General features: G+C 46.9%; 17 protein-coding genes and 1 riboswitch. Of the genes, 12 read left to right on the plus strand and 5 right to left on the minus strand.

Annotation, left to right across the window (positions count from 1 at the left end):
* Positions 1-40: 40 nt before the first annotated feature.
* Both CI595_RS15240 and CI595_RS15245 read right to left on the minus strand, forming a co-directional pair.
* Positions 41-1309, minus strand: a complete 1269-nt coding sequence (locus tag CI595_RS15240) for a nickel-dependent putative hexonate epimerase (RefSeq protein ID WP_095174493.1) — start codon at positions 1307-1309, stop codon at positions 41-43.
* A gap of 39 nt (positions 1310-1348) precedes the next feature.
* Entirely contained in the window at positions 1349-2371 is a 1023-nt protein-coding gene (locus tag CI595_RS15245) for a zinc-binding alcohol dehydrogenase family protein (RefSeq protein ID WP_162291888.1), read from the minus strand.
* A gap of 352 nt (positions 2372-2723) precedes the next feature.
* On the opposite strand from CI595_RS15245, the gene CI595_RS15250 reads away from it, so the two are divergent.
* The 6 genes from CI595_RS15250 to metK all read left to right on the plus strand — a co-directional run bounded on the left by CI595_RS15250 (position 2724) and on the right by metK (position 10486).
* Positions 2724-3416: a GntR family transcriptional regulator gene (locus tag CI595_RS15250; protein ID WP_243135179.1), complete on the plus strand. Its 693-nt coding sequence runs from the start codon at positions 2724-2726 to the stop codon at positions 3414-3416.
* A 209-nt stretch (positions 3417-3625) separates the two neighbouring features.
* Positions 3626-5029 carry a GntP family permease gene (locus tag CI595_RS15255; RefSeq protein WP_095174496.1) on the plus strand — a complete coding sequence of 468 codons (1404 nt, stop codon included), beginning with the start codon at positions 3626-3628 and terminating at the stop codon, positions 5027-5029.
* 480 nt (positions 5030-5509) lie between these two features.
* Complete coding sequence (locus CI595_RS15260) at positions 5510-6205, plus strand: FadR/GntR family transcriptional regulator (protein ID WP_065543984.1); 696 nt, start codon at positions 5510-5512, stop codon at positions 6203-6205.
* A 265-nt stretch (positions 6206-6470) separates the two neighbouring features.
* Positions 6471-8192, plus strand: a complete 1722-nt coding sequence (gene ilvD, locus CI595_RS15265) for a dihydroxy-acid dehydratase (protein ID WP_095174497.1) — start codon at positions 6471-6473, stop codon at positions 8190-8192.
* A gap of 4 nt (positions 8193-8196) precedes the next feature.
* Complete coding sequence (locus CI595_RS15270; RefSeq protein WP_095174498.1) at positions 8197-8967, plus strand: SDR family NAD(P)-dependent oxidoreductase; 771 nt, start codon at positions 8197-8199, stop codon at positions 8965-8967.
* Positions 8968-9041: 74 nt separating this feature from the next.
* A riboswitch (SAM riboswitch) is annotated at positions 9042-9142 on the plus strand.
* A 156-nt stretch (positions 9143-9298) separates the two neighbouring features.
* Positions 9299-10486, plus strand: a complete 1188-nt coding sequence (gene metK, locus CI595_RS15275) for a methionine adenosyltransferase (RefSeq protein WP_095174499.1) — start codon at positions 9299-9301, stop codon at positions 10484-10486.
* Between the two features lie 232 nt (positions 10487-10718).
* Here the strand turns inward: metK and CI595_RS15280 are convergent, their stop codons facing one another.
* Positions 10719-10964 carry a helix-turn-helix transcriptional regulator gene (locus tag CI595_RS15280; RefSeq protein WP_026255486.1) on the minus strand — a complete coding sequence of 82 codons (246 nt, stop codon included), beginning with the start codon at positions 10962-10964 and terminating at the stop codon, positions 10719-10721.
* A 115-nt stretch (positions 10965-11079) separates the two neighbouring features.
* Positions 11080-12474, minus strand: a complete 1395-nt coding sequence (locus tag CI595_RS15285) for an ATP-binding protein (protein ID WP_095174500.1) — start codon at positions 12472-12474, stop codon at positions 11080-11082.
* 256 nt (positions 12475-12730) lie between these two features.
* On the opposite strand from CI595_RS15285, the gene CI595_RS15290 reads away from it, so the two are divergent.
* From CI595_RS15290 to CI595_RS15315, 6 genes are all read left to right on the plus strand, one after another.
* Complete coding sequence (locus tag CI595_RS15290; RefSeq protein WP_095174501.1) at positions 12731-14227, plus strand: HAMP domain-containing sensor histidine kinase; 1497 nt, start codon at positions 12731-12733, stop codon at positions 14225-14227.
* Positions 14220-14909: a response regulator transcription factor gene (locus tag CI595_RS15295; protein WP_065543989.1), complete on the plus strand. Its 690-nt coding sequence runs from the start codon at positions 14220-14222 to the stop codon at positions 14907-14909. Before CI595_RS15290 ends, CI595_RS15295 begins: the two co-directional genes overlap by 8 nt.
* 435 nt (positions 14910-15344) lie before the next feature.
* Positions 15345-16223, plus strand: coding sequence for a hypothetical protein (locus CI595_RS15300; RefSeq protein WP_095174502.1), 879 nt, complete (start codon positions 15345-15347; stop codon positions 16221-16223).
* Between the two features lie 461 nt (positions 16224-16684).
* Positions 16685-17602 carry an ABC transporter permease subunit gene (locus tag CI595_RS15305; protein ID WP_095174503.1) on the plus strand — a complete coding sequence of 306 codons (918 nt, stop codon included), beginning with the start codon at positions 16685-16687 and terminating at the stop codon, positions 17600-17602.
* Positions 17603-17611: 9 nt separating this feature from the next.
* Positions 17612-18484 carry a carbohydrate ABC transporter permease gene (locus CI595_RS15310; protein WP_095174504.1) on the plus strand — a complete coding sequence of 291 codons (873 nt, stop codon included), beginning with the start codon at positions 17612-17614 and terminating at the stop codon, positions 18482-18484.
* 37 nt (positions 18485-18521) lie between these two features.
* A complete protein-coding gene (locus CI595_RS15315) occupies positions 18522-20282 on the plus strand; it encodes a type 2 periplasmic-binding domain-containing protein (protein ID WP_095174505.1) in 1761 nt (586 codons plus the stop codon).
* 129 nt (positions 20283-20411) lie between these two features.
* On the opposite strand, the gene CI595_RS15320 is transcribed toward CI595_RS15315, so the two are convergent.
* Entirely contained in the window at positions 20412-22259 is a 1848-nt protein-coding gene (locus CI595_RS15320; RefSeq protein ID WP_095174506.1) for a cache domain-containing sensor histidine kinase, read from the minus strand.
* Between the last annotated feature and the right edge of the window lie 6 nt (positions 22260-22265).

Raw genomic sequence — 22265 nt, forward strand, 5'->3', positions numbered from 1 at the left:
GGCGCCGTTTCATGGGAAACGGCGCCTTCTGCTGTCAGTATCAATCCACTTTCCAAAGTCCTAAGGCAGGGGTTTTTACAAAATAGATTTCTTCCCCGTTCTCCAGAGTGTTCCATCCGTCATGAAGAGTATCCGGATCGTACAGGGACGCAGCGTCCTCATAATCCATCCACTGATAGCCAACGCTTTCAATCTCTTCTTTTGAAAGATTCTCCGGCTTTGTACAGTAAGTGATGTTGAACCGTCCGTCAGAAGAGCCCTGGATCAGATGGGCGGCAGCCATGATCCTGTTCTCAAAGGCCCCTTCATTGAACAGCTTCAGTACATAGTCACGTCCCTTATAACCGTAAGTCCTGGTCATGTTGTCCATCTCTTCATTTTCACCGAAGGCTTTGACGCCGGGAGCCAGGATGATCAAATCTCCGCCGTCAGCCACAGCCATTCTTGTCCGGTAGATACCTTTGTTCCCCACCCACGTTGTCTTCAGCTCATATGGGTCCAGATAGGTGACAAGTTTTTTTGCCCTGCGCTCCACATGGCAGATGTTCAGTTTGCCGGAAAGCTCCACTGCAAGCTCAAAGGGTTTTCTGGAAGGTCCGGTGTAAAGTCCGTTCAGGCAGATATCCTCATCCTTTAAAGTGGTGACAGTCTGGATATATACCAGGGGAAGTTTTCCGTCCAGGAAATGCTGCTGGGCGTAGTCAAAGACTTTCCGCGCGGGGGAGTCCGCAACACCCAGGGCTTTCTCCATGCCGCATATGGCACTGAGCATGTGGGATTTATTGATCATCTGGCGTCCGCCTACACCTACAAAGATGTTTTTGCTGTAGTTTGCCATGCCCACAACCTCGTGGGGCACCACCTGACCGATGGAGAGGATCAAGTCGTACCCGCCGTTTATGAGCTTTTCATTGACTTCCACTTCTATATCCGTGGAATACAGACCGCCGGATATTTCCTCAATGACTTCCTGCGGTACTTTTCCGATGGAGACGGTGTCTGTCTGCCAGTGATGCACTAAAAATGCTTCCTCCGGCACGACATTGCCGAACATCTTTTCTTTTTCCTCCCTGTCCATTGCCATGTGGGTGCCCAGGGCGGGCATTACATGTACAGTGGCGGTGGGGGAGAGCTTTTTATAGAGGACCTGGGTCAGTTCCCCGGCGTAGGAGTAGCAGCGGGTGAAGTCCGGCGGTATGATCAGGACTTTTTTCAGTCCGGGATACTGGGCCAGCAGTTCATCCATGCATTTCTCCACTTCAGCTGGAGAGATGCCGGAAGTTTCGTTTGTCAGGTATATCTCGTTCATAGATTCCTCCTGTTTTCCATCAAAGGGATTAGTCCAGTACTAGTCTTCAAATTTCAGGACCAGCTTGAGCACATCCTGGGGATGCTCTGTGATCATAGTCAGGGCTTCCATAACATCCTTGTAATTATAGGATTTTGTCATGAGCTGTTCCGGGTGCAGAGAGCCGTCCTCAAAGCCTGCGATGACTTCATCGAAACAGTTGTTGTTCAGGCGGGAGCCGGCTATGGTCAGTTCCTTTTTGGTGATGTCAGCCATTGTGATCTGGGAAGGTACGTTTTTCAGTCCCAGGACCACGATACGTCCTGCCGGGCAAGCCAGCTGTACACTCTGTTCAAAGGAAGAAGGAATGCAGACCGTATCCACAATGACCGGGATACCTTCACCGTCTGTAAACTTCAGGAGGCGCTCCTCCAGATTCTCCTCGGATACCAGGACCACTTCATCTGCACCCATGGAAAGGGCTTTGTCCAGACGTTCCTTCACCAGGTCTGTCATGATGACTTCAGCGCCGTTTCTCTTGGCAACCTGCATGGCGGCAATACCGATAGGACCGGAACCCATGATGAGAACTTTATCCCCCTTTGTGATCTGCCCTCTTCTGTTGATCTCCACACCGATGGTGAATGGCTCAACCAGACCAAGGAAAGATTCGTCAAAATCCTTGTGGAATTTGTGGACATTGGATTCGGGAGCACATACGAACTCTGCAAATCCGCCGTCTCTGTGAACACCCATAACTTCCAGGGTAGAGCATACGTTGTGGCGTCCGATCTTGCAGGCATAGCAGTGTCCGCAGCTCACAACCGGGTCGACGGCAACCTTGTCGCCTACTTTTACGGCAGTTACATCCTGACCCACCTCTGTTACAATACCGCCGAACTCATGTCCAATCAGCCGCGGGTAAGTTGCCAGTGAATTGGTGCCGTTATATATACCGATGTCAGAGCCGCAGATACCGCCGGACGTAATGCGTACGATCACATCATCTTTATTTTTGATCTCAGGTTTTGGAACATCGACGATTTCAACCTTGAATGGTTCGATTACTTTTATAGCTTTCATTTGATTAGAACACTCCTTTTGTTTGGAAAATAAAAAGTTGATAGAGAACACGCCCCGTGTCTTGCGGCGTAACTGATATATTAATTGACGGCTGCTGTTTTCATAATGTTTAAGAAAACGGCCGAAATGGAATGGATGAATGGAATGAATTGATATATCAGTTGTCTTGGGATAACTATAACAAATGCAGAAGCAAAGTACAATATGAAAAAGTGCCAACATATAAATTGAATTTCTGTATAGAATTCACAAAACGTATGACGTCCTCTGTCCTGCGCCCTGCAGAAGTTGACGAGATGTTTGCGGTGTGTTACGCTTCAGTATACAGAAGACAGATAACAGGGGGACCGTGATGATGAAAATATCAGAAAAACGAGCAAAGGAAAACAACCGGGAATATGCCTACAGGCTGCTGCGGAGTAATATTATGACACTGCAGCTCATGCCCGGGACCACATTAAATGAAGGGGAACTGACAGAACTGCTGGGGATCAGCAGAACACCTATCCATGAAGCCATCATTATGTTAAAGGAAGAATCTCTTGTGGACGTTTTCCCTCAAAGCGGCTCCAGGGTATCCATGATACATATAGATATATTGAAGGAAGGGTATTTTCTCAGGTCTGTGATAGAACCAGAGATCATCCGCCAGATCGCGGGTAATCTCCGGGAGGAGGGAATGATGGCCCTGAGGGAGAACCTGGACAGACAAAAGGCGGCCCTGGAGAATGAGGAGAAAATAGACCCGTTCTTTAAACTTGATGATGAATTTCATCATCTGATCTATGAAATGGCAGGGAAGCAGAAGACCTGGTATGCCATGAAAAAAGTCAGCTCCCACTATGACAGAGTGCGCTATCTGGACGCGATCATGAATAAGACGGACCTTGCAGCCATACATCAGGAGCACAAAGATATATATCATATACTGCTGCTGGGCCTCTCCGTGGATTTTGATCTGAAAGACTTTTATGACAGGCACCTGGGCACTTACCGGAGACACTTTCAGGAAATACTTGAAAAATACCCGGAGTATTTCTGCTAGCACTGCGATAAAGCGCGGGTGTGTATAAAATATGCACAAAAAGTTTATTGAAAATTTATAATAATCTCACATAATTTATATTTACTCTTGACGTGTGACGTCTGATTTGTTATAGTCGGATTATGGAATGGATGAGAGGTCATACGTGTTATTACTTGTAAAAGAAGTGACAAGGATAACAGGAAAAGGGAAAAAGGAGGAAAACGTATATGTTTTCAGGAGAAATGGTAACAGGGCCATTGCTGATAGGTATTTTTATTCTGGCGATCGCCGTTTTATTGTTGTTGATCATTAAATTTAAGCTGAATGCTTTTGTGGCATTACTGCTTACTGCATTTGGCACAGGTGTGCTGGTAAATATGCCGCTGGCTGATGTGGCACAGACCGTTACAGACGGTTTCGGTGGTACACTGGGCGGTATCGGTATGGTAACAGGTCTTGGTGTAATGCTGGGTAAATTCATGTTTGAGTCCGGCGGTATCGAGTCAATTTCCAATAAGATCTTAGGTGCGTTCGGTGAGAAGAAATCCCCCATCGCTGTTGCGCTTTCAGGTTTTATCACAGGTATTCCGGTGTTCGGCGATGTGGTTTACATCATGTTTGCCCCCATGCTCCGCGTACTTTCCAAGAAAACAAAGATTTCCATGGTAACATTTGCCTGTGCGATCTCTGTTGCTACCACTTGTACCTTCGCATTAGTGCTCCCCACAGCACCGCCTCTGGCAGTTGCTGAGGAGCTGAATATTGAGATTGGTATTTTCTTCTTCTATGCATTGATTTCCGCTTTTGTGGGAATGATCGTGGGCGGTATCTTTTATGGTTCTATCCTGAACAAACAGGATCAGAAGAACAACCACTTCTACACCTTTGAAGATCTGGATGAGGAAGAGGCAGAGATGTCCAAGAGCGGCAAAGGAAAAGGAAAGGAACGCGCAAAAATGAGCGCAGGAAAGGCACTTTCTATCCTCCTCGTTCCGATCATCCTGATTCTGCTGGGAAGCTTTGTCCCGCTGGCAGTTGGCAAAGATGCAGCGATCGTTCCGTTTGTCACATTTATCGGAAACAAAAACTTTGCTATGATGGCAGGTGTTATCTACGCTGCTGTCATCTCCAGAAAATACATAACAAAGACAGCTACGGACATTATGACAGAAGCTGCTGACCAGGTTGGTTTGATCCTGCTGATCACAGGTGCAGGCGGAGCGTTCGGTAAAGTTCTGCAGGCTACCGGTATCGCTGATTATGTTGCAGGTTCTCTGTCACAGTTCAGCATCCCGATCTTGGTACTGTGTTTCCTGATCGCACAGATCATCCGCTGTGCACAGGGTTCCACAACGGTTGCTCTTATGACAACAGCAGCTATTATGTCCAGCACGATTGCATCCGGCGGTGTATCCCCGATCCTGTGTGCGATCGCTATCTGTGCAGGCGGTATCGGCCTTTCACTGCCGAACGACTCCGGATTCTGGGCGATCAGCCGGTTCTTTAAGATCTCCGTAACGGATACCATTCGTGGATGGAGTATCGGCGGTTTTGTTGCCGGCGTGGCGATCCTGATATTTGTATCCATACTTTCTCTGTTCCAGGGCTTCCTGCCGGGACTTATGATGTAAGTGTGAACATATAATGCCATAGATGCCGTCCGGAGGAAGATGTCCTCCGGGCGGCATTTTTTATTACAAAGGAGAAACAACGAATCCTGCCATTACTGTTCTCAGGCCACTGTACCGGGAGGCGTTTTCATGCTGGAAGCATGAAAATCCCGAGGCGGCCAGTGCGATATGGGGCAGAATGCTCCATATCTGTGCATCGCGAAGCGTGTTACTGGACACGGTTGAACAATAACCATCCTACCGGAAGAATCTAATTTATATGCAGTGCCAGGTAGACTTTCTTCAAACGAACGTGCTATAATATGTAGACAAATGCTGAAAAATGCAGAAAACCTTCGACAAGCAGTGTCCGTGCAGGGCATATAAAAACATGTGCAAATATCCGTTCATAACTGTTATACAAGCTGATTGGCCTCCTGGCCAATGTGGGAACTGTGAGAGCACCGAAGAGTTACTAAATGATCAAAGAGGTAAAAATATATGTTAGAGTCGTTGAATGAGAGTAAAAAACTACTGCCGGAGAGAGTGGCAGAGCAGATCATCAGCCTGATCGCGGACAGGGAGCTGAAGGCCGGTGATAAGCTGCCAAATGAATTTGATATGGCACAGCAGTTATCTGTGGGAAGGGGTACCATACGGGAGGCTGTTAAGATTCTTGTTTCCAGGAATATACTGGAGATCCGCCGCGGCTGCGGAACCTTTGTCTGTGAAAAGCCGGGGGTGGTGGATGACCCCCTGGGATTTGCTTTTGTGAAAGACAAGAAAAGACTTGGCCTTGATCTGTGTGAGGTCCGTATGATAATTGAGCCGGAGATTGCGGCATTGGCAGCGGAGCGGGCAACATCTGAGGAAATAGAAGAACTGCAGAGAATCGAGGATGAGGTGAAGGAGCTTTGTGATAAAGAGGAGCCTCATATGCACAAGGATATTGAGTTCCATGAAATGCTGGCAAAGATGAGCAAAAACATGATCATGCCAAATATCATTCCTGTGATCCAGACGGGTATTTCCCTTTTTATAAACATTACGGATTATTCCCTGACAAAGGAAACCGTCCGTACCCACCAGATGATCGTGGATGCCATCAGGGAGCGCTGTCCTCAGGCGGCAAAGGATGCCATGATAGAGCATCTGGCAAGTAATCAGGATAAGATAGAAAGACTTTCCGGGCTTTAGTCAGCCCGGAATTTTTTGTTGTGCGGAAAGGACTGCAGGAGGGGACCTTCCCAGATGGTTATGGGGCTGTATTTTTGTGAAAACTGCATAAATATAAAAGGGTAAAAATAAGCAAAAGGGATAAAATAAGCGGGCCTATTGACCTCAGAGGAAAGAAGTGGTACTATACAAATAGATACGACGTATGATGTCTTGAAAGCTAGAAATATTCCATTCCAAATCAAGCAGCGATTCATTAGATCCATTTAATCAAAGGAGAACGATTATGAAATTAAGAAGCCAGGAATTAAGAAAAATTGCACCGGAATTAGACCCGCTCCGTCTGGGGACCGGATGGAAACTGGAGGATTTATCAAAACCGCAGATTATGATTGAAAGTACCTTTGGTGACAGCCATCCCGGCAGCGGGCACCTCCTGGAACTTGTGGAGGAGGTAAGGGCAGGCGTTGCAGAGGCAGGCGGACACGGCGCCAGGTATTTCACCACAGATATCTGTGACGGGGAAGCCCAGGGCCACGACGGGATCAACTATTCCCTGGCGTCCAGAGATATGATCGCCAATATGATCGAGATCCATGCCAATGCTACACCTTTTGACGGCGGTGTTTTTGTGGCAAGCTGTGACAAGGGCATGCCTGCACATCTGATGGGGGTGGGAAGGGTCAATATTCCGTCCATTATCGTGACCGGCGGTGTCATGGACGCAGGTCCTGACCTTCTGACCCTGGAGCAGATCGGTATGTATAATGCCATGTGCGAGCGCGGAGAGATCACACAGGAAAAACTGACTTTTTACAAACAGAATGCCTGTCCTTCCTGCGGTGCCTGCTCTTTTATGGGAACAGCTTCCACCATGCAGATCATGGCAGAGGCACTGGGCCTGATGCTGCCGGGAAGCGCTCTTATGCCGGCTACCAGCAAGGACCTGCGCACAGTTGCCAGGGAGGCCGGGAAACAGTCCGTGTGGCTGGCAGAACATGACCTGACACCGGATAAGATCGTGACGATGAAATCCTTTGAGAATGCCATTATGGTACATGCTGCCATCTCCGGCTCCACGAACTCCCTGCTTCATCTTCCGGCCATCGCCAGAGAATTTGGCATAGAGATTGACGGGGATACCTTTGACCGGCTGCACAGGGGGGCGCATTATCTGCTGAATATCCGCCCCGCAGGAGAGTGGCCTGCACAGTTCTTCTATTATGCAGGCGGCGTTCCCACGATCATGGAAGAGATCAAAGATATGCTCCATCTGGATGTCATGACCGTCACAGGCAAGACTCTGGGCGAAAACCTGGAAGAACTGAAAAAGAACGGATTTTATAATAAATGTGACAAATATCTGGAGCAGGTAGGCCTGAAGAGAGAGGATGTGATTCGTCCCTTTGACAAACCATTCGGAACAGACGGAAGTATTGCGATCCTCTATGGCAACCTGGCGCCTGAAGGGGCAGTGGTAAAACATACCGTGGTGCCTAAGGAAATGTTTGAGGCGACTCTGAAAGCACGTCCCTTTGACTGTGAGGAGGATGCCATCCATGCGGTGCTGACCCATGAGATCAAACCGGGAGATGCGGTGATCATCCGTTATGAGGGACCAAAGGGAAGCGGTATGCCGGAAATGTTCTATACCACGGAAGCCATTGCGTCTGACGCAGAACTGGGTGCATCCATTGCCCTTCTCACAGACGGCAGATTTTCAGGTGCATCCAAGGGACCGGCTATCGGACATATCTCCCCGGAAGCAGCGGAGGGCGGCCCCATTGCACTGGTTGAGGAGGGCGACCTGATCGAGGTAAATATTCCAAACCGTGTGCTCCGTATAGTGGGGATCGCCGGGGAGAAGAAAACTCCGGAAGAGATAGAGACTGTTTTAAAAGAGCGCAGAAGTAAGTGGCAGCCTAAGCCGGTGAAATATGAGAAGGGCGTATTAAAAATCTTTTCAGAAAGGGCCGTCTCTCCTATGAAGGGCGGATACATGGAGTAAAAGGATGCATGCACAGGATTTGTTCGATATCAGCGGAAAAAAGGCGATCGTGACAGGCGGGACCAGAGGCTTGGGCTATGGAATGGCAGAAGGATATATGGAGGCAGGTTGCGAGGTGGTGATCGTAGGAACCTCTGACAGTGTGTACCGGGTGGCCGGGGAGTTTAAGGACCGGGGATTCAAATGTCATGGCGTCAAGGGAAACCTGGGGGACAGGCAGGACATTTACCGTGTATTCCGTGAGTGCTTGGAGAAGCTGGGCGGTGAGGTGGATATCCTCCTCACGGCTCACGGGATCCAGAGGCGCCACAGCGCGGAGGAATTCCCCATGGAAGAGTGGGATGAGGTCATCCGTGTGAACCTGACCAGTATCTTTATCCTCTGCCAGGAAGCGGCCAAGGTGATGCTGAAAAAGGGATATGGCAAGATCATCAATATCGCATCCATGAATTCTTTCTTCGGCGGACAGACCATCCCGGCATATGCAGCGTCAAAAGGCGGTGTGGCACAGCTTACCAAGGAACTCACCAATGACTGGCTGGCAAGAGGGATCAATGTGAATGCCATTGCGCCGGGCTATATGGCTACTGAGATGAACAAGGCGCTCATGGACCCGGAGAATCCCAGGTTTGCATCCATATCTGAGAGGATCCCGGCACACCGCTGGGGAACCGGTGATGATATGAAGGGAGCTGCTATCTTTTTGGCCTCCCATGCAAGTGATTATGTGAGCGGTGCGGTGATTCCGGTGGATGGTGGGTATTTGGTAAAATAAATTCCGGAGTTACCCATTGACAAACAAGTAAAAAAGCGTTATCGTATATGAGACAAGTGAATAGGTTATAATTTCTCTTATTCAGAGTGATGGAGATACATAGGATCTGTGAAGTCACGGCAACCCCTTGCAGAAGGAAGGTGCCAACCTGAGCGAAGTAGTCGAACAATAAGAGGATTCATTTATGTAAGATATGGGTCCGCTTATGCGGACCTTTTTTTGTTTTGCTGAATGGTCCTGAAGCGGGACAAAAGTTTATATCTCTGTCAGGAGTATGTCACTGGCGGTATATGCCGCCGCAGGATAAACAATCTTATAAAAGGAGAAAAACATGGAAAAAAGATTATTTACTTCCGAATCAGTAACTGAAGGCCATCCGGATAAAATGTGCGATGCCATCTCTGATGCCATTCTGGATGCATTGATGGAAAAAGACCCCATGAGCCGCGTGGCTTGTGAGACCTGCACCACAACAGGTATGGTTATGGTAATGGGCGAGATCACTACAAATGCCTATGTTGATATTCCTAAGATCGTTAGGGAGACTGTCCGCGAGATTGGATATACCAGAGCAAAATATGGTTTTGATGCTGAAACCTGCGGTGTCATCACTACCATTGATGAGCAGTCAAAGGACATTGCTCTTGGTGTGGACAAGGCTCTGGAGGCAAAAGAAAACAACATGTCTGAAGCCGAGATCGACGCCATCGGCGCCGGTGACCAGGGTATGATGTATGGATTTGCCACAGATGAGACAGAGGAGTTTATGCCGTATCCCATCTCCCTTGCCCATAAATTATCACGCCAGCTCACTAAGGTGAGAAAAGACGGTACACTGACCTATTTAAGACCGGACGGAAAGACACAGGTAACTGTGGAGTATGATGAGAATGACCGCCCTATCCGCCTGGATGCAGTGGTACTTTCCACACAGCATGACCCGGATGTGACCCAGGAACAGATTCATGAGGATATTAAAAAATATGTGTTCGATCCCATTCTTCCTGCACATATGGTGGATGGGGAGACAAAGTTCTTCATTAATCCCACAGGACGTTTTGTGATCGGCGGCCCTCACGGGGACAGCGGTCTTACAGGGCGTAAGATCATAGTAGATACTTACGGCGGATACGCACGTCACGGCGGCGGAGCGTTTTCCGGTAAGGACTGTACCAAGGTGGACCGTTCTGCAGCATATGCGGCGCGCTATGTGGCTAAGAACATGGTGGCAGCAGGGCTGGCAAGAAAATGTGAGATCCAGCTTTCCTATGCTATCGGCGTGGCACATCCCACATCAATCCAGGTGGAAACCTTTGGCACAGGAAAACTTTCAGATCAGAAGCTGACCGAGATCGTGCGGGAAAACTTTGATCTGAGACCGGCGGGAATTATCAAAATGCTGGATCTGAGACGTCCGATCTACAAACAGACCGCAGCTTACGGACATTTTGGAAGAAATGACCTGGATCTTCCCTGGGAAAGACTGGACAAGGCAGAGGATTTAAAGAAATATTTGTAACTATTCAGTAGGTCTGCGCATTCATTGCGCTGACCGTAAGAAAGTATTCCGCAGCCAAGCAAAAATACCATCGCCAAAGGCGATTCTGCATGGATTTTTGCCTGTAACTGTGAGGGTACTGAACAGTTACAAATATTTATAAGAAACCATAGAACGTAAGCACCATAAATCGTTCTGTGGCCATGAATAAAAAGGTTCCGCATTCACTGTACAGAGGAATGCGGAACCTTTTTTACTGCTGCTGCTGTTCCCGGAAATTGAACAAATCTCTGGGCTGGATGTCCAGGGCATCTGCAATATCAAACAGACTTTCCAGGGAAAGGGAAGTTTTGATCCTGGGAGCCTCGATATTACTGATATGGGTACGGCTCAGGCCTACGGCATTTGCTAGCTGTAATTGTGTGAGCCCTTTCAGTTTCCGGTAATACGATATAGTCAGTCCCAGCTCCCGAAACTGGCGTTCTCTTTTCTCGTCCATAACTGCCGTGTCTCCTTTTTTCTTTTAAGTATATCCAAAAGGAAACTTGATAAAAACGAACTGGTAATTGACATTTATAAAACGGCAGTTATCATGTGCACCTATTTTGCCAAATTTAGCAGATATCAGGTGTGCAGATCGCGGCATCTGCACAGGTACACATCTGTTCCAGAGTGAAGACCTTAACAGTGTCCCCGTAAATCGTTTCCATACCTGAGACAAAGTCCGATTTGGCAAAAAGATAATACCAGATTGTACTGTGCGGAAAAAGGCTGGCATGTTTCTGAAGACTCTGCAGGCCCTCCAGGTCGATCCATTCATCTGTCCAGAAGCAGTCACCAAGCAATATATTACTGTCGTCAGCGGCGGCAATAGGTACATACTCCGTACGCTTTCTGGTTGGGTGCTGTCCCCACCAGCTTCCTGCATGGTCAAAAGGAAACGGAGCCTGGCCGAGGCTGCTTATGAGATCCAGATATTGTCTGCAGATATCTTCAAATGTTTCTTTAGAGTAGCGGTCCAGGGAAGGAAGGACTTCCTTTTCAAATACCTCTCTTCCATATCCCATCTCAATGGCACTGCGGTGCGGGGCAGCAAAAGTATACCAGAAACGGAATACGCCGTCAGAGGTCCGGTAGAGGGTCCTGCGGCTTCCCGCGTCTTCGGTGACGGGGATTATCTTATCCACCAGGCCTAACAGATCCAATGTGTTCATGAGACTTCCCGCAGCGCTGGGAGTCAGTTCCGTGCGCTCACAGATCTCGTGCAGTTTCCGCCTTTTGGCGCCCAGGCACAAAAGAGCAGAGTGGGCCAATTCAGGTTCAGACAAATGCACCTTTAAAAATTTTGTGGGGCGGCGGTAAAGCGCACCCTCCTCCGTGAAAAATAATTGATACAGGTTTTCCTGAAAAGGCTTATCATTGACAAAATAGGCCAGATAGCCGGGAACCCCTCCTGTTATGCCGAAGATGCAGATCTGCTGTTCCACGGGGAGATGGCGGAAGAGCTGGCGTGTCTCGAAAAAGGTGAAAGGTTTCAGGAGCAGGGGGTGGGCAGTCTGGAGCTGTTCTTTTTCGTAAAGGGAGGCGGGTTTACATAAAATAATAAAAAGCCGGGAGTTTTTCCACTCTTTTGTCATATAGGATTGGATCAATGTGGAAAGTCTCCTGTTTTTATTGATCAGATGTGGATAATCGTCAATAATAAAGACAAGAGATTCCTCCCTGGCGGATTTTCCGATGGTGCGGAACAGTTCCGCGAATCTTTTGGCAGCTTTCAATTTTTCTAATGGGCCAAGTACGCGGATGGCTTCTTCTTTTAATGCCAGGAAGTTTTCATTGTCCGTAGTCTCTAAAGGCTTAAAGTACAAAGTCCGCTTGCCGGCAGAAAATTGCCTGAGAAGGGTAGTCTTTCCCATACCGGCATCACAGTAGAGGGCTGCAGACTGAAAGCAGTTCTGCCTATACAGTTCATTTAATTTTGCAAGATGGTTATCTTTATCTAAAAACATAATATCTCCTCGGTATATTCTGCGGACGGGCCGCGGTAGCTGTTTGTTTATATTTTAGAAGGTGTTTCAGGTAAAGTCAAAGCATTTTGTAAGGTTTTTTATAGAAAGTTTAGATTTGATTCACTTTTGTTTAGAAGAAAATGTGTAAAATTATGCTATAATATTTACCAGAAGACATTATGCCCGTTTCCGGGCATTTGTATTAGAGCCTGTTTGGCTGAAAAAGCAATAGACGAGGACAGAAAGGTGCCGGAACATGAAATTAAAGACAAGGATCATCGTTTCTTTTTTTATCATCATACTGGAGCCTCTGCTGTTTACCGGTGTGGCATTCTGGGGATTCAGCCAGTATCAGCTCAAGGCCATAGAAAAACAGTATGGAATTGAGAATGCCACATATGAAAGCCTGACCAACACGGCAGAAGTGATCAACAGCATGACGAGCGGCACGATTGGCCGGTTGTCAGAGGCAGCCAAGGAATCCCCAAAAGATTTGGAAAATATAGAATATTTGGATTCTGTAAATAAGGAATTGGAGCAGGTTCACTCCTATCTTATTGTGCGGGAAGATGATAAGATAAGATATATAGGATGTGATCCCTACCCGTCGGAGCTGATCAGCAGACTGCCGGATTATAAGGACGACAGCAGTGACAGCAGTGACGGATTTTACCTGGGCGGCAAAATAAAAGCTTTGGTAAAGCAGATTGATTTTGAGACCAGCGAACAGGGGAAAGGCAGCCTCTTTGTGGTTTCCAGTGTGTTTAAGACACTGCCCCAGATTGAGGAGCTGATTCGGAATATGCTGGCGGCTGTGGTTATAATCCTTACGATCACAGCATTTGGGCTTACCTGGTGGATCTACCGGGGCGTTATCTCACCTCTTGATAAGCTGCGGACAGCCACCCAGAAGATCAAGGAGGGAAACCTGGATTTCTCCATTGCCAGCGAGGGTGTCAATGAGATATCTGACTTATGTCAGGATTTTGAAGCCATGAGGCAGAGGCTGAAAGAAAATGCGGAGGAGAAGCTGGAATTTGACAAGGATAATAAGGAACTGATCAGCAACATTTCCCATGATCTGAAGACACCGATTACAGCCATCAAGGGATATGTGGAGGGAATTATGGATGGCGTGGCAAATACGCCGGAAAAGATGGACAGATATATCCACACAATCTATAATAAGGCTAATGACATGGACAGGCTGATCAATGAGCTGACTTTTTATTCCAAGATGGATACCAACAGAATCCCATACACATTCAACAAGATTTCTGTTACTGAGTTTTTTGATGACTGTGCAGAGGAGCTGGATTCTGAACTGGAGTCTAAATCTGTACAGTTCCAGTATTCCAATTATGTGGGACCTGGGGTGCTTGTCATTGCCGACGCGGAGCAGATTAAGAGGGTTATAAATAACATTGTGAGCAACTCCCTCAAATACATGGACAGCAGCAGAGAGCGGAGGATCAACCTGCGGGTGAAGGACGTAGGCGATTTTGTCCAGGTGGAGATTGAGGATAACGGAAAAGGAATTGCAGCCAAAGACCTGCCCAATATTTTCGACAGGTTTTACCGCACAGACGCCTCCAGGAATTCTTCCAAGGGGGGAAGCGGGATCGGTCTTTCCATAGTCAAGAAGGTTATGGAGGATCACGGCGGAAAAGTCTGGGCAACGAGCAAGGAGAATATAGGAACGGTGATGTACTTCGTTCTTAGAAAATACCAGGAGGTACCAATTAATGAGTAAGATTTTAATTATTGAAGACGAGGAGGCAATAGCTGACCTTGAGAAGGATTATCTGGAGCTGAGCGGTTTCGAGGTGGAGATTGAGCACCGCGGCGACGTGGGGCTAAAAAAAGCCCTGGAGGGCAGTTATGACCTGTTTATCCTGGATTTGATGCTTCCGGAGGTGGACGGTTTTGAAATCTGCCGTGAAATCAGGAACGTAAAGAATAATCCTGTCATTATGGTGTCCGCCAAAAAGGATGATATAGATAAGATCCGCGGCCTGGGTCTGGGTGCAGATGACTATATGACAAAGCCATTCAGCCCAAGTGAGCTGGTGGCCAGGGTAAAAGCCCATCTTGCCAGATATGAGAGGCTCATAGGGACCGGTGTGCAGGAGAATGACATCATCGAGATCCGGGGCCTGAAGATTGATAAGACCGCAAGGCGTGTGTGGATCAACGGTGAGGAGAAGAATTTTACCACCAAAGAGTTTGATCTGCTCACCTTCCTGGCACAGAACCCTAACAGGGTGTTCACAAAGGACGAACTGTTCAAGGAAATTTGGGCGATGGAGTCTATTGGAGACATTGCAACTGTGACGGTGCATATTAAGAAGATTCGTGAGAAGATCGAATTTAATACAGCCAAACCCCAGTATATTGAGACTATATGGGGTGTGGGGTATCGCTTTAAGGTTTAAAGATACGGAGGTCCGTATAACGGGAACAGGTGCATTCATAGGGGGAATCTTATGGATGCATTTTGTTTATCGTTTACAGTCTCTATACCGGGGTGTTTTCAACAAGGGAGTATCGGGTGGTACAAAGTCAAATCCCGGGTTAGCCAGCGCCTTGCAGAGCGTGACCTCTGCTATTTGTTAACGAGATTGTTGTTGAAAGCATGATCTTCTTATGTTATACTAAATTCACTCATGAAAAATTATTTCATGAATCCTATGTTTATATTTTTGGCCGTGAGGCCGTCAAATGGGGAATTCCCCCGAAATTACCATATTTAAAACTAAATAACAGTCATTTTTCAGGGGAAGGTCTTGAATAATCTATTGGTTTTTTCTATACTAAAATATAGAAGAAAGCCTTCCTTTTGTCATATGACATATAAAGGGAGGGCATTTATGGCAGCAAAAGAGAACCGGAAATACAAGAACAGTGTATTTGTGGACTTGTTCTTTGAGGATGAATCCGCGGAGGAGAACGAGATTTCACTGTACAATGCACTGCATGAGGAAGTCCTGCCGGTGGGAACCAGAGTACAAAAAATCAGGGTAGAAGATGTACTCTATATGAATTTCTACAACGACATATCCTTTGGTATTGAGGACAAAGTTATTGTTTTCGCAGAGCATCAGTCCACTATAAATGAAAATATGCCGCTGAGAGACCTGTTGTATATAGGACGGGCGTTAGAACAGATCGTTCCGGTGCGTGACCGTTACAGGAAAAGGGCGGTGAGGATTCCGAGTCCTGAGTTTTATACGTTTTATAATGGGAAAGAACACTGGGCGAAGGAGAAGATACTGCGTCTCTCCGATGCGTATGCGCAGAAGGATGGAAATCCCATGCTGGAACTCTGTGTAAAAGTCATCAATATTAACCCGGAGAAAGGTCATGAAATTCTGGATAAGTGTGACATACTGAGGGAGTACAGTGAATTTGTAGAGGTTTTGAGAAAACATCAGCTGACGGGCAGTCCTGATGCGTACAAGAGAGCCATAGAGGAATGTATAGAGGCAGGCATATTGGCAGATTATCTGAGGAAGAAAGGCAGTGAGGTGGTGAATATGCTGATAGCAGAATATGATTATGATCTGGACCTGGAAGTACAGCGTGAGGAGGCATATGCGGCTGGGGAACAGGAAGGCCAGCGGAAAAAGCTGCTGGACTTGGTGCAGAAGAAACTGAAAAAGGGAAAATCCATAGAGGCAATCGCTGAAGAGTTAGAGGAAAGCCAGGAGGAGATTGCGAAAATCATAGAGGTATTGAAGAATTCCTGAAACATTATTGATACAGACACATGCTTTCCAGTGAATCCTATTTATTTTTTCTGCGTGTGCGCACATAAATAAGAATAAGCGGCAGAGGGTTTGCCGAAAAATAAGATTTTATGGTGCGGTTTCCCGCCTTTTGACATTTATGTGTGCACGTAGAAAAGGCTGCCCGGCGGATTCAGTTCCCCTTACAGTCAGCACAGGAAATGGCAGACTTACTGTGTCGTTTCGTTTTAACATCAAATCTAAGTATAACAATTCAATAAATTTCCTAAAAATCATAAAATCCCCCTATTTTTTTATTATATCAATAAATCAATTTCTGTTTCCCTAAAATCATCTATTCTAACAGTCGAACATTCTCCCGAAAATCATAATTCTCTCCATTGAGACACCCCCTCCCGGACAATATAATAGAACCATCAACAAGAGATACGAATCCGGAGCGTATAAAAAAGAGAGGAGGAATGAAATTGGGAAAATTTAGGGCTGGAAAGATAAAACCAAAGTACAGGCTTTTTTTCATGGCCCTGCCCTTCATAATCTTTGTATTTGCATTTGCTTATGTACCTATATTTGGCTGGATGTATGGCTTTTTTGACTATAAGCCGGGATTGGCGCTGAGTGATATGGAGTTTGTGGGACTTAAAAATTTTATGAAAATCTTCAGTGATTGGAGAGATTTGTCAAGAGTCCTGCGCAATACGCTGGTTATGAGCGGTCTGGGACTGCTTGCGGCACCGATACCTATGTTTTTTGCTATATTTTTAAATGAGATACGGAGGCCGTTTTTTAAGAAATTCGTACAGACCACAACCACGCTGCCATATTTTATAAGCTGGATCATTGTATTTGCACTGAGTTTTGCGGTGTTTTCCAATGAAGGACTGATCTCCAATGTCCTGAAAATGCTGGGTTCAACAAAGGCTTTTACAAATATCCTGGGAGAGAATGATGCGGTATGGTGGATGCAGTGGATTCTGGGTATCTGGAAATCAGTGGGGTGGAATGGGATCATCTACATAGCGGCGATTGCCGGTATTGACGCCGAACTCTACGAGGCGGCCAGGGTGGATGGGGCTAACAGGTTCCAACTGATCAAAAATATCACGATTCCAAGCCTGTATCCTACCTTCTTTGTACTTTTACTGCTGAGTATCAGTAATCTTCTGAACAACGGGTTTGACCAGTATTTTGTATTCTTCAACCCATTGGTTGCGGACAGGATCGAGGTCCTTGATTATTATGTCTATAAAGTAGGTATCCTGATCAATGACTACTCCTATTCAACGGTGCTGGGTATGCTGAAGACACTCTTCAGTGTGACCATGCTGTTTGGGGCAAACCAGCTTTCTAAAAAAGTCAGAGGCGAGTCAATCGTATAGGAGGAAAAAATGAAACAGAAATTCACAGTATTTGACGCAATCATTTACCTGCTGTTTATCCTGATCATGATTGCCTGTATCTATCCGTTTTACTACGTGGTCATTTATTCCATCAGTAATCCGGAGCTGGCATCCAAGGTGGTTCTGCTGCCAAAGGGCTTTTCCCTCCAGACCTATAAGACGCTTTTTTCTCTGAACAATATCGTGGGAGCCTTTGGGATCTCTGTGGCGAGAACTGTTTTAGGAACTGGGCTGACAGTGGTATGTACGTCCTTTCTGGCGTATCTGGTGACAAAGCAGGAGATGTTTGCAAGAAAATTTGTTTACCGCTTTTTTGTTATCACAATGTATATTAATGCCGGGCTGATACCCTGGTATCTGACCATGCGGGCATATGGGCTGAAGGATAATTTCTTACTGTATATCCTTCCCACAGCAGTTTCCGCATATTATATGATTCTGATCAAGACGTATATGGAGTCTCTGCCCATTTCCATGGAGGAGTCAGCGAGAATTGACGGGGCCGGTTATTTTAGGATATTTTGCTCCATTATCTTCCCGCTGTGTAAGCCCATTGTGGCTACGATTGCCATCTATGCAGCTGTGGCGCAGTGGAACAACTGGACAGATAATTACTTCTTAGTAAATGACGAAAATTTACAGACAATGCAGATGATACTTTACAATTATATCAATCAGGCCCAAAATGTGGCCAACGTATCATCACAGACCATGGCTGACACAGCAAATGCTGTAAAAATCACGCCAATGGCAATTAAAATGTGCATTACGGTGATCGCAACCGTACCGATCATGTGTGTATATCCATTTCTGCAGAAACATTTTGTAAAGGGCATCATGATGGGGGCAGTCAAGGGATGAGTGCAGCGAAAAAAATACAGGATCAAGGAGAATGAGTATGAAAAAAAGAATGAAGAGACTTTCTGCCATATTTTTAAGTACAGCTATGGCAGTGTCCATGCTTGCAGGATGCGGGGGAAAAGACGAGAGTAAAAAAGACACCGGAAAAAATACGGAAAAACAGGAAGAGGGAAAAGAGAGCAGTGCAGACGGTGAAGTGGAAATCACCTTCTGGGATAAAGATGCATTGGAGACAGGGCCTCAGAATACCACCATCGCGGATGCCATTGCGGAAAAGACAGGGGTGCGTCTGAATGTCATTAACGGTGATGCACAGAAGTTTAAGGTGCTGCTGGCAGGCGGTGATCTTCCGGGTATTGTAAACAGTAATTACGGGGATTTGGGCGTGGATGCCCAGGCGCTTTTGCAGAGTGGACAGCTCATTGCACTGGATGACCTGATCGAGGAACATGCGCCGAATATCAAGGAAAAATTTGCAGATGCCATTGAATATTCCAAAGAGTTCCTGAGCAATGACGGGAAACTGTATTATCTTCCCGTTCAGATCAATAAGGCAACAGATACGAAGGTAGTGGACCGTTCCGGTGCCAATCTGGCACTGTATACCAGATATGACTTGTATAAGGAAATCGGTTCGCCGGAGATCAAGAGTACAGACGATTATCTGGAAGCGTTAAAGGCCATGCAGGACGCAGAGCCGGAGACAGAGAACGGAAATAAGACTTATGCTATTTCAGGATGGAGTGACTGGGGACTCTGGATGTGGACCATTCCTTATCAGGCTATGTCAGGGGTTACAAACTGGTCCTACGGCATGTGCTATGACATGGTAAATAAAGAACCATTGGCAACCTACTATTCCGAGCCGTTCTGGAATTGTATGGAATTTTATAATAAGGCATACAACATGGGAATTCTGGATCCTGAAATCTTCACGCAGAAATATGACAACTATATGGATAAACTGAAGAACGGACAGACCTTTGTGACCTATGCCAACTGGCTTTATAACACGGCAAATGACGCTTATGCCGCAGCCGGAACACCGGAAAAAGGATTTGAGATCGTTCCTACGGGCCTGGACTATATGTACGGCGCTTATGACGGCGACAAACCCTTCGGATGGGCACAGGATTATCCTCTGGCTCTGACAAAGAACTGCGAGGACCCGGTAAAGGCTATTGAGATGATTGATTATCTGTTCAGCGAGGAAGGTGCAAGGCTTCTGAACAGCGGTGTTGAGGGCGTGCACTGGGAAGAAGTGGACGGTGTTCCGCAGATGACAAAAGAGTACCGTGACGGTGTGGCTGCCAATGCAACCTATGCGCAGAGCGAAGGCTTTGCCTATACCAAGCTTTCAGGCCTCAGTTCCAGCCAGATCTTATCTGACGGTTATCCGGCCAGCCTGTTAAAGGCAGCAGAGGAAGTTAAGAAGTCAACAACCAAGATTGATGAGATATTCATTGCGGACAGCGGTGTTGCGGATGCGCAGTATCCGGGACAGGTCATTGAATCCAAGATCGCATCCGGTGAATATAAGCTGAGTACAGAAGTGGATCTGACACCCAATCTTATCAAGGAACCCTCTGACGAGACAAAGAATTTGTCCGCCCAGGTAGATGAGTATGTAAAAGTGGGCGTTGCGGATGTGATCATGTCAGACCCTAAAGATTTTGAAGCAAAGAAAGCATCCTTTATACAGTCAGTGGAGGAAAAAGGATATGCAGATGTAGTGGAAGAGATGGAAGGCATCTGGTCCGAAGCACAGAAGACAGCAAAGGAATTTGCGGATAAATAGAAGGCCCTTTGTAACTGTGAGGGTACTGTACGGTTACGGCCCTTTTAAGGCGCTGCCCTGGGGCGTGTCCAGACACGCTTTGGTAGGGCAGTGCCTTTTTACTAGCAGCGGCACGGCCGGGAATTATTTTTACATTCCCTCGGTCACGTTGACAAGCGTCAGTGTGAGGGAAGTGCCGGAACCTTCTTTTGAAGTGACGGTAAGCCCACAGGCATTGCCGTACTGGAGCTTGATGCGGCGGTTGGTGTTCAGGATGCCGATGCCGATCCCCTGGGGCAGGGATGCCCGGTCAAGAGGTTTGGTGCAGTCCTCATTGGAGGCCAAAAGTTCCTGTAGGATCCGCAGTCTGTCAGGGGCAATCCCCAGTCCGTTATCCTTCAGGACCAGGACAATGATATTGTCCTTCCGATACCCGGTAAGGGTAATGGCGTTTTTTACCTCCGGGGAAGGGTTCTGATGGGAAATGGCATTCTCCAGTAAAGGCTGCAGGATAAATTTTGGCATAAGGCAGGGCAGGATGGACGGGTCGATCTCAGATGAAAAATCAATGGGGGTCCCTGTCCGGTAATTCATAATACACAGATAGTTTTTCAGGTAATTCAGTTCGTCCTGTAGAGGCCAGGTAGTCTTGGTATTCCTGAAAAGGGGCTGCAGAAGATTGCCCAGGGCTGTTACACAGTCGGCCACATTTGTAGCTTTGCTCACAATGGCCATCCATTTGATAGTGTTCAGCGTATTGTAAAGAAAATGGGGGCTGAGCTGATTCTGCAGATTCTGCACGGCAAGCTCATGGCGCTCCTCCTGTATGGTCTCATTTTCATCTATCAGATGCCGGATGTTCTGTGACATTTGATTGAACTGGTCTGTAAGAAATTTAAAGTCCGATGCCTCGGGAGCCTCCATTTTAATGCCGATCTGCCCGCTTCCCATGGTCTTCATGGCAGCGATCAGGCTGTTGAGCGGTTTGGTGATGGCATAGATCCAAAACAGGCTGATGATCAGGGCCAGGACAAGAAAGACAGCCAGCAGTGTGATGAGCAGGACCTTTAACTGATGTATATTTTCAAAAAGGATGTCATAGGGCATTTCATAGATAATGGACAATCCGTAATGTTCATAGGGATAATAGATGATCTGGTTGTTTTTATTCAGAAGATCATTGTCCCCCAGAGACAGGGTAAGGTGTACGGTGTTGTCCGTATCCAGCGGACTTGTCAGTGCTTTTGTACCGATAAGCTTCTTGTTTTCGGAGGAGATGACAAGGCTGTGGGCATCCAGCAGCAGGCTTTCCCCTGAGACATTTTTCTTGTCATCATGATATAGGGAGCGGAGGTAAGATTCCCGGATGTTGATGACTACATAGCCCGAGGTCTGTCCGATGGTCTGAAGCCTTCTGCCCAGAGTGATGTAGCGGGTATCCATTTTGCCGGAATAGGTTCCGCCGAAGAAATCACTGTATCTCAGATTGCCGCATACCACGGGGCCTCCATCCTCTTCCAGGTCCTTTTTCAGTGGGGTCCGGTAGAAAAAGTTAGACAGGTTCCTGTCAAAGTTAAAATAATTCTTATTGTCACTGGAACCGATGATCACACCGTCGTCTCCGTAATAGAGAATGGAATGTATGTAGTCATAGCTTGTCATCATTTCGGAAAAATAGTCGTATACGTCGTTGACAAACTGCACATCGTCCGGGGAGTTGATTTGATCCAGCTTCATTTCTTCGGAGAAGTAGGAGGATACCAGGATGTTCCTGCTCACGGTGTTTACTGTGTTCAATACAGTGGTGAGATTGACCTCAAGCTGTGACAGGGAGCTGAGCGTGGCTTTTTCTGACTGCTGCAGGAGCGTGGTGGAGGTATAACGGTAAAAGAACAGGGCAAACAGCAGAAGGATAAACACGCTTGTGAGCATAAACGACAGGATCAGTTTGGATTTCAGTTTCAGGCTGATGGCTTTGTCTTTCAGCAGTCGGAACATGGACAG

The organism is Blautia hominis, from assembly GCA_002270465.1.
Taxonomy (GTDB): Bacteria; Bacillota; Clostridia; order Lachnospirales; family Lachnospiraceae; genus Blautia; species Blautia hominis.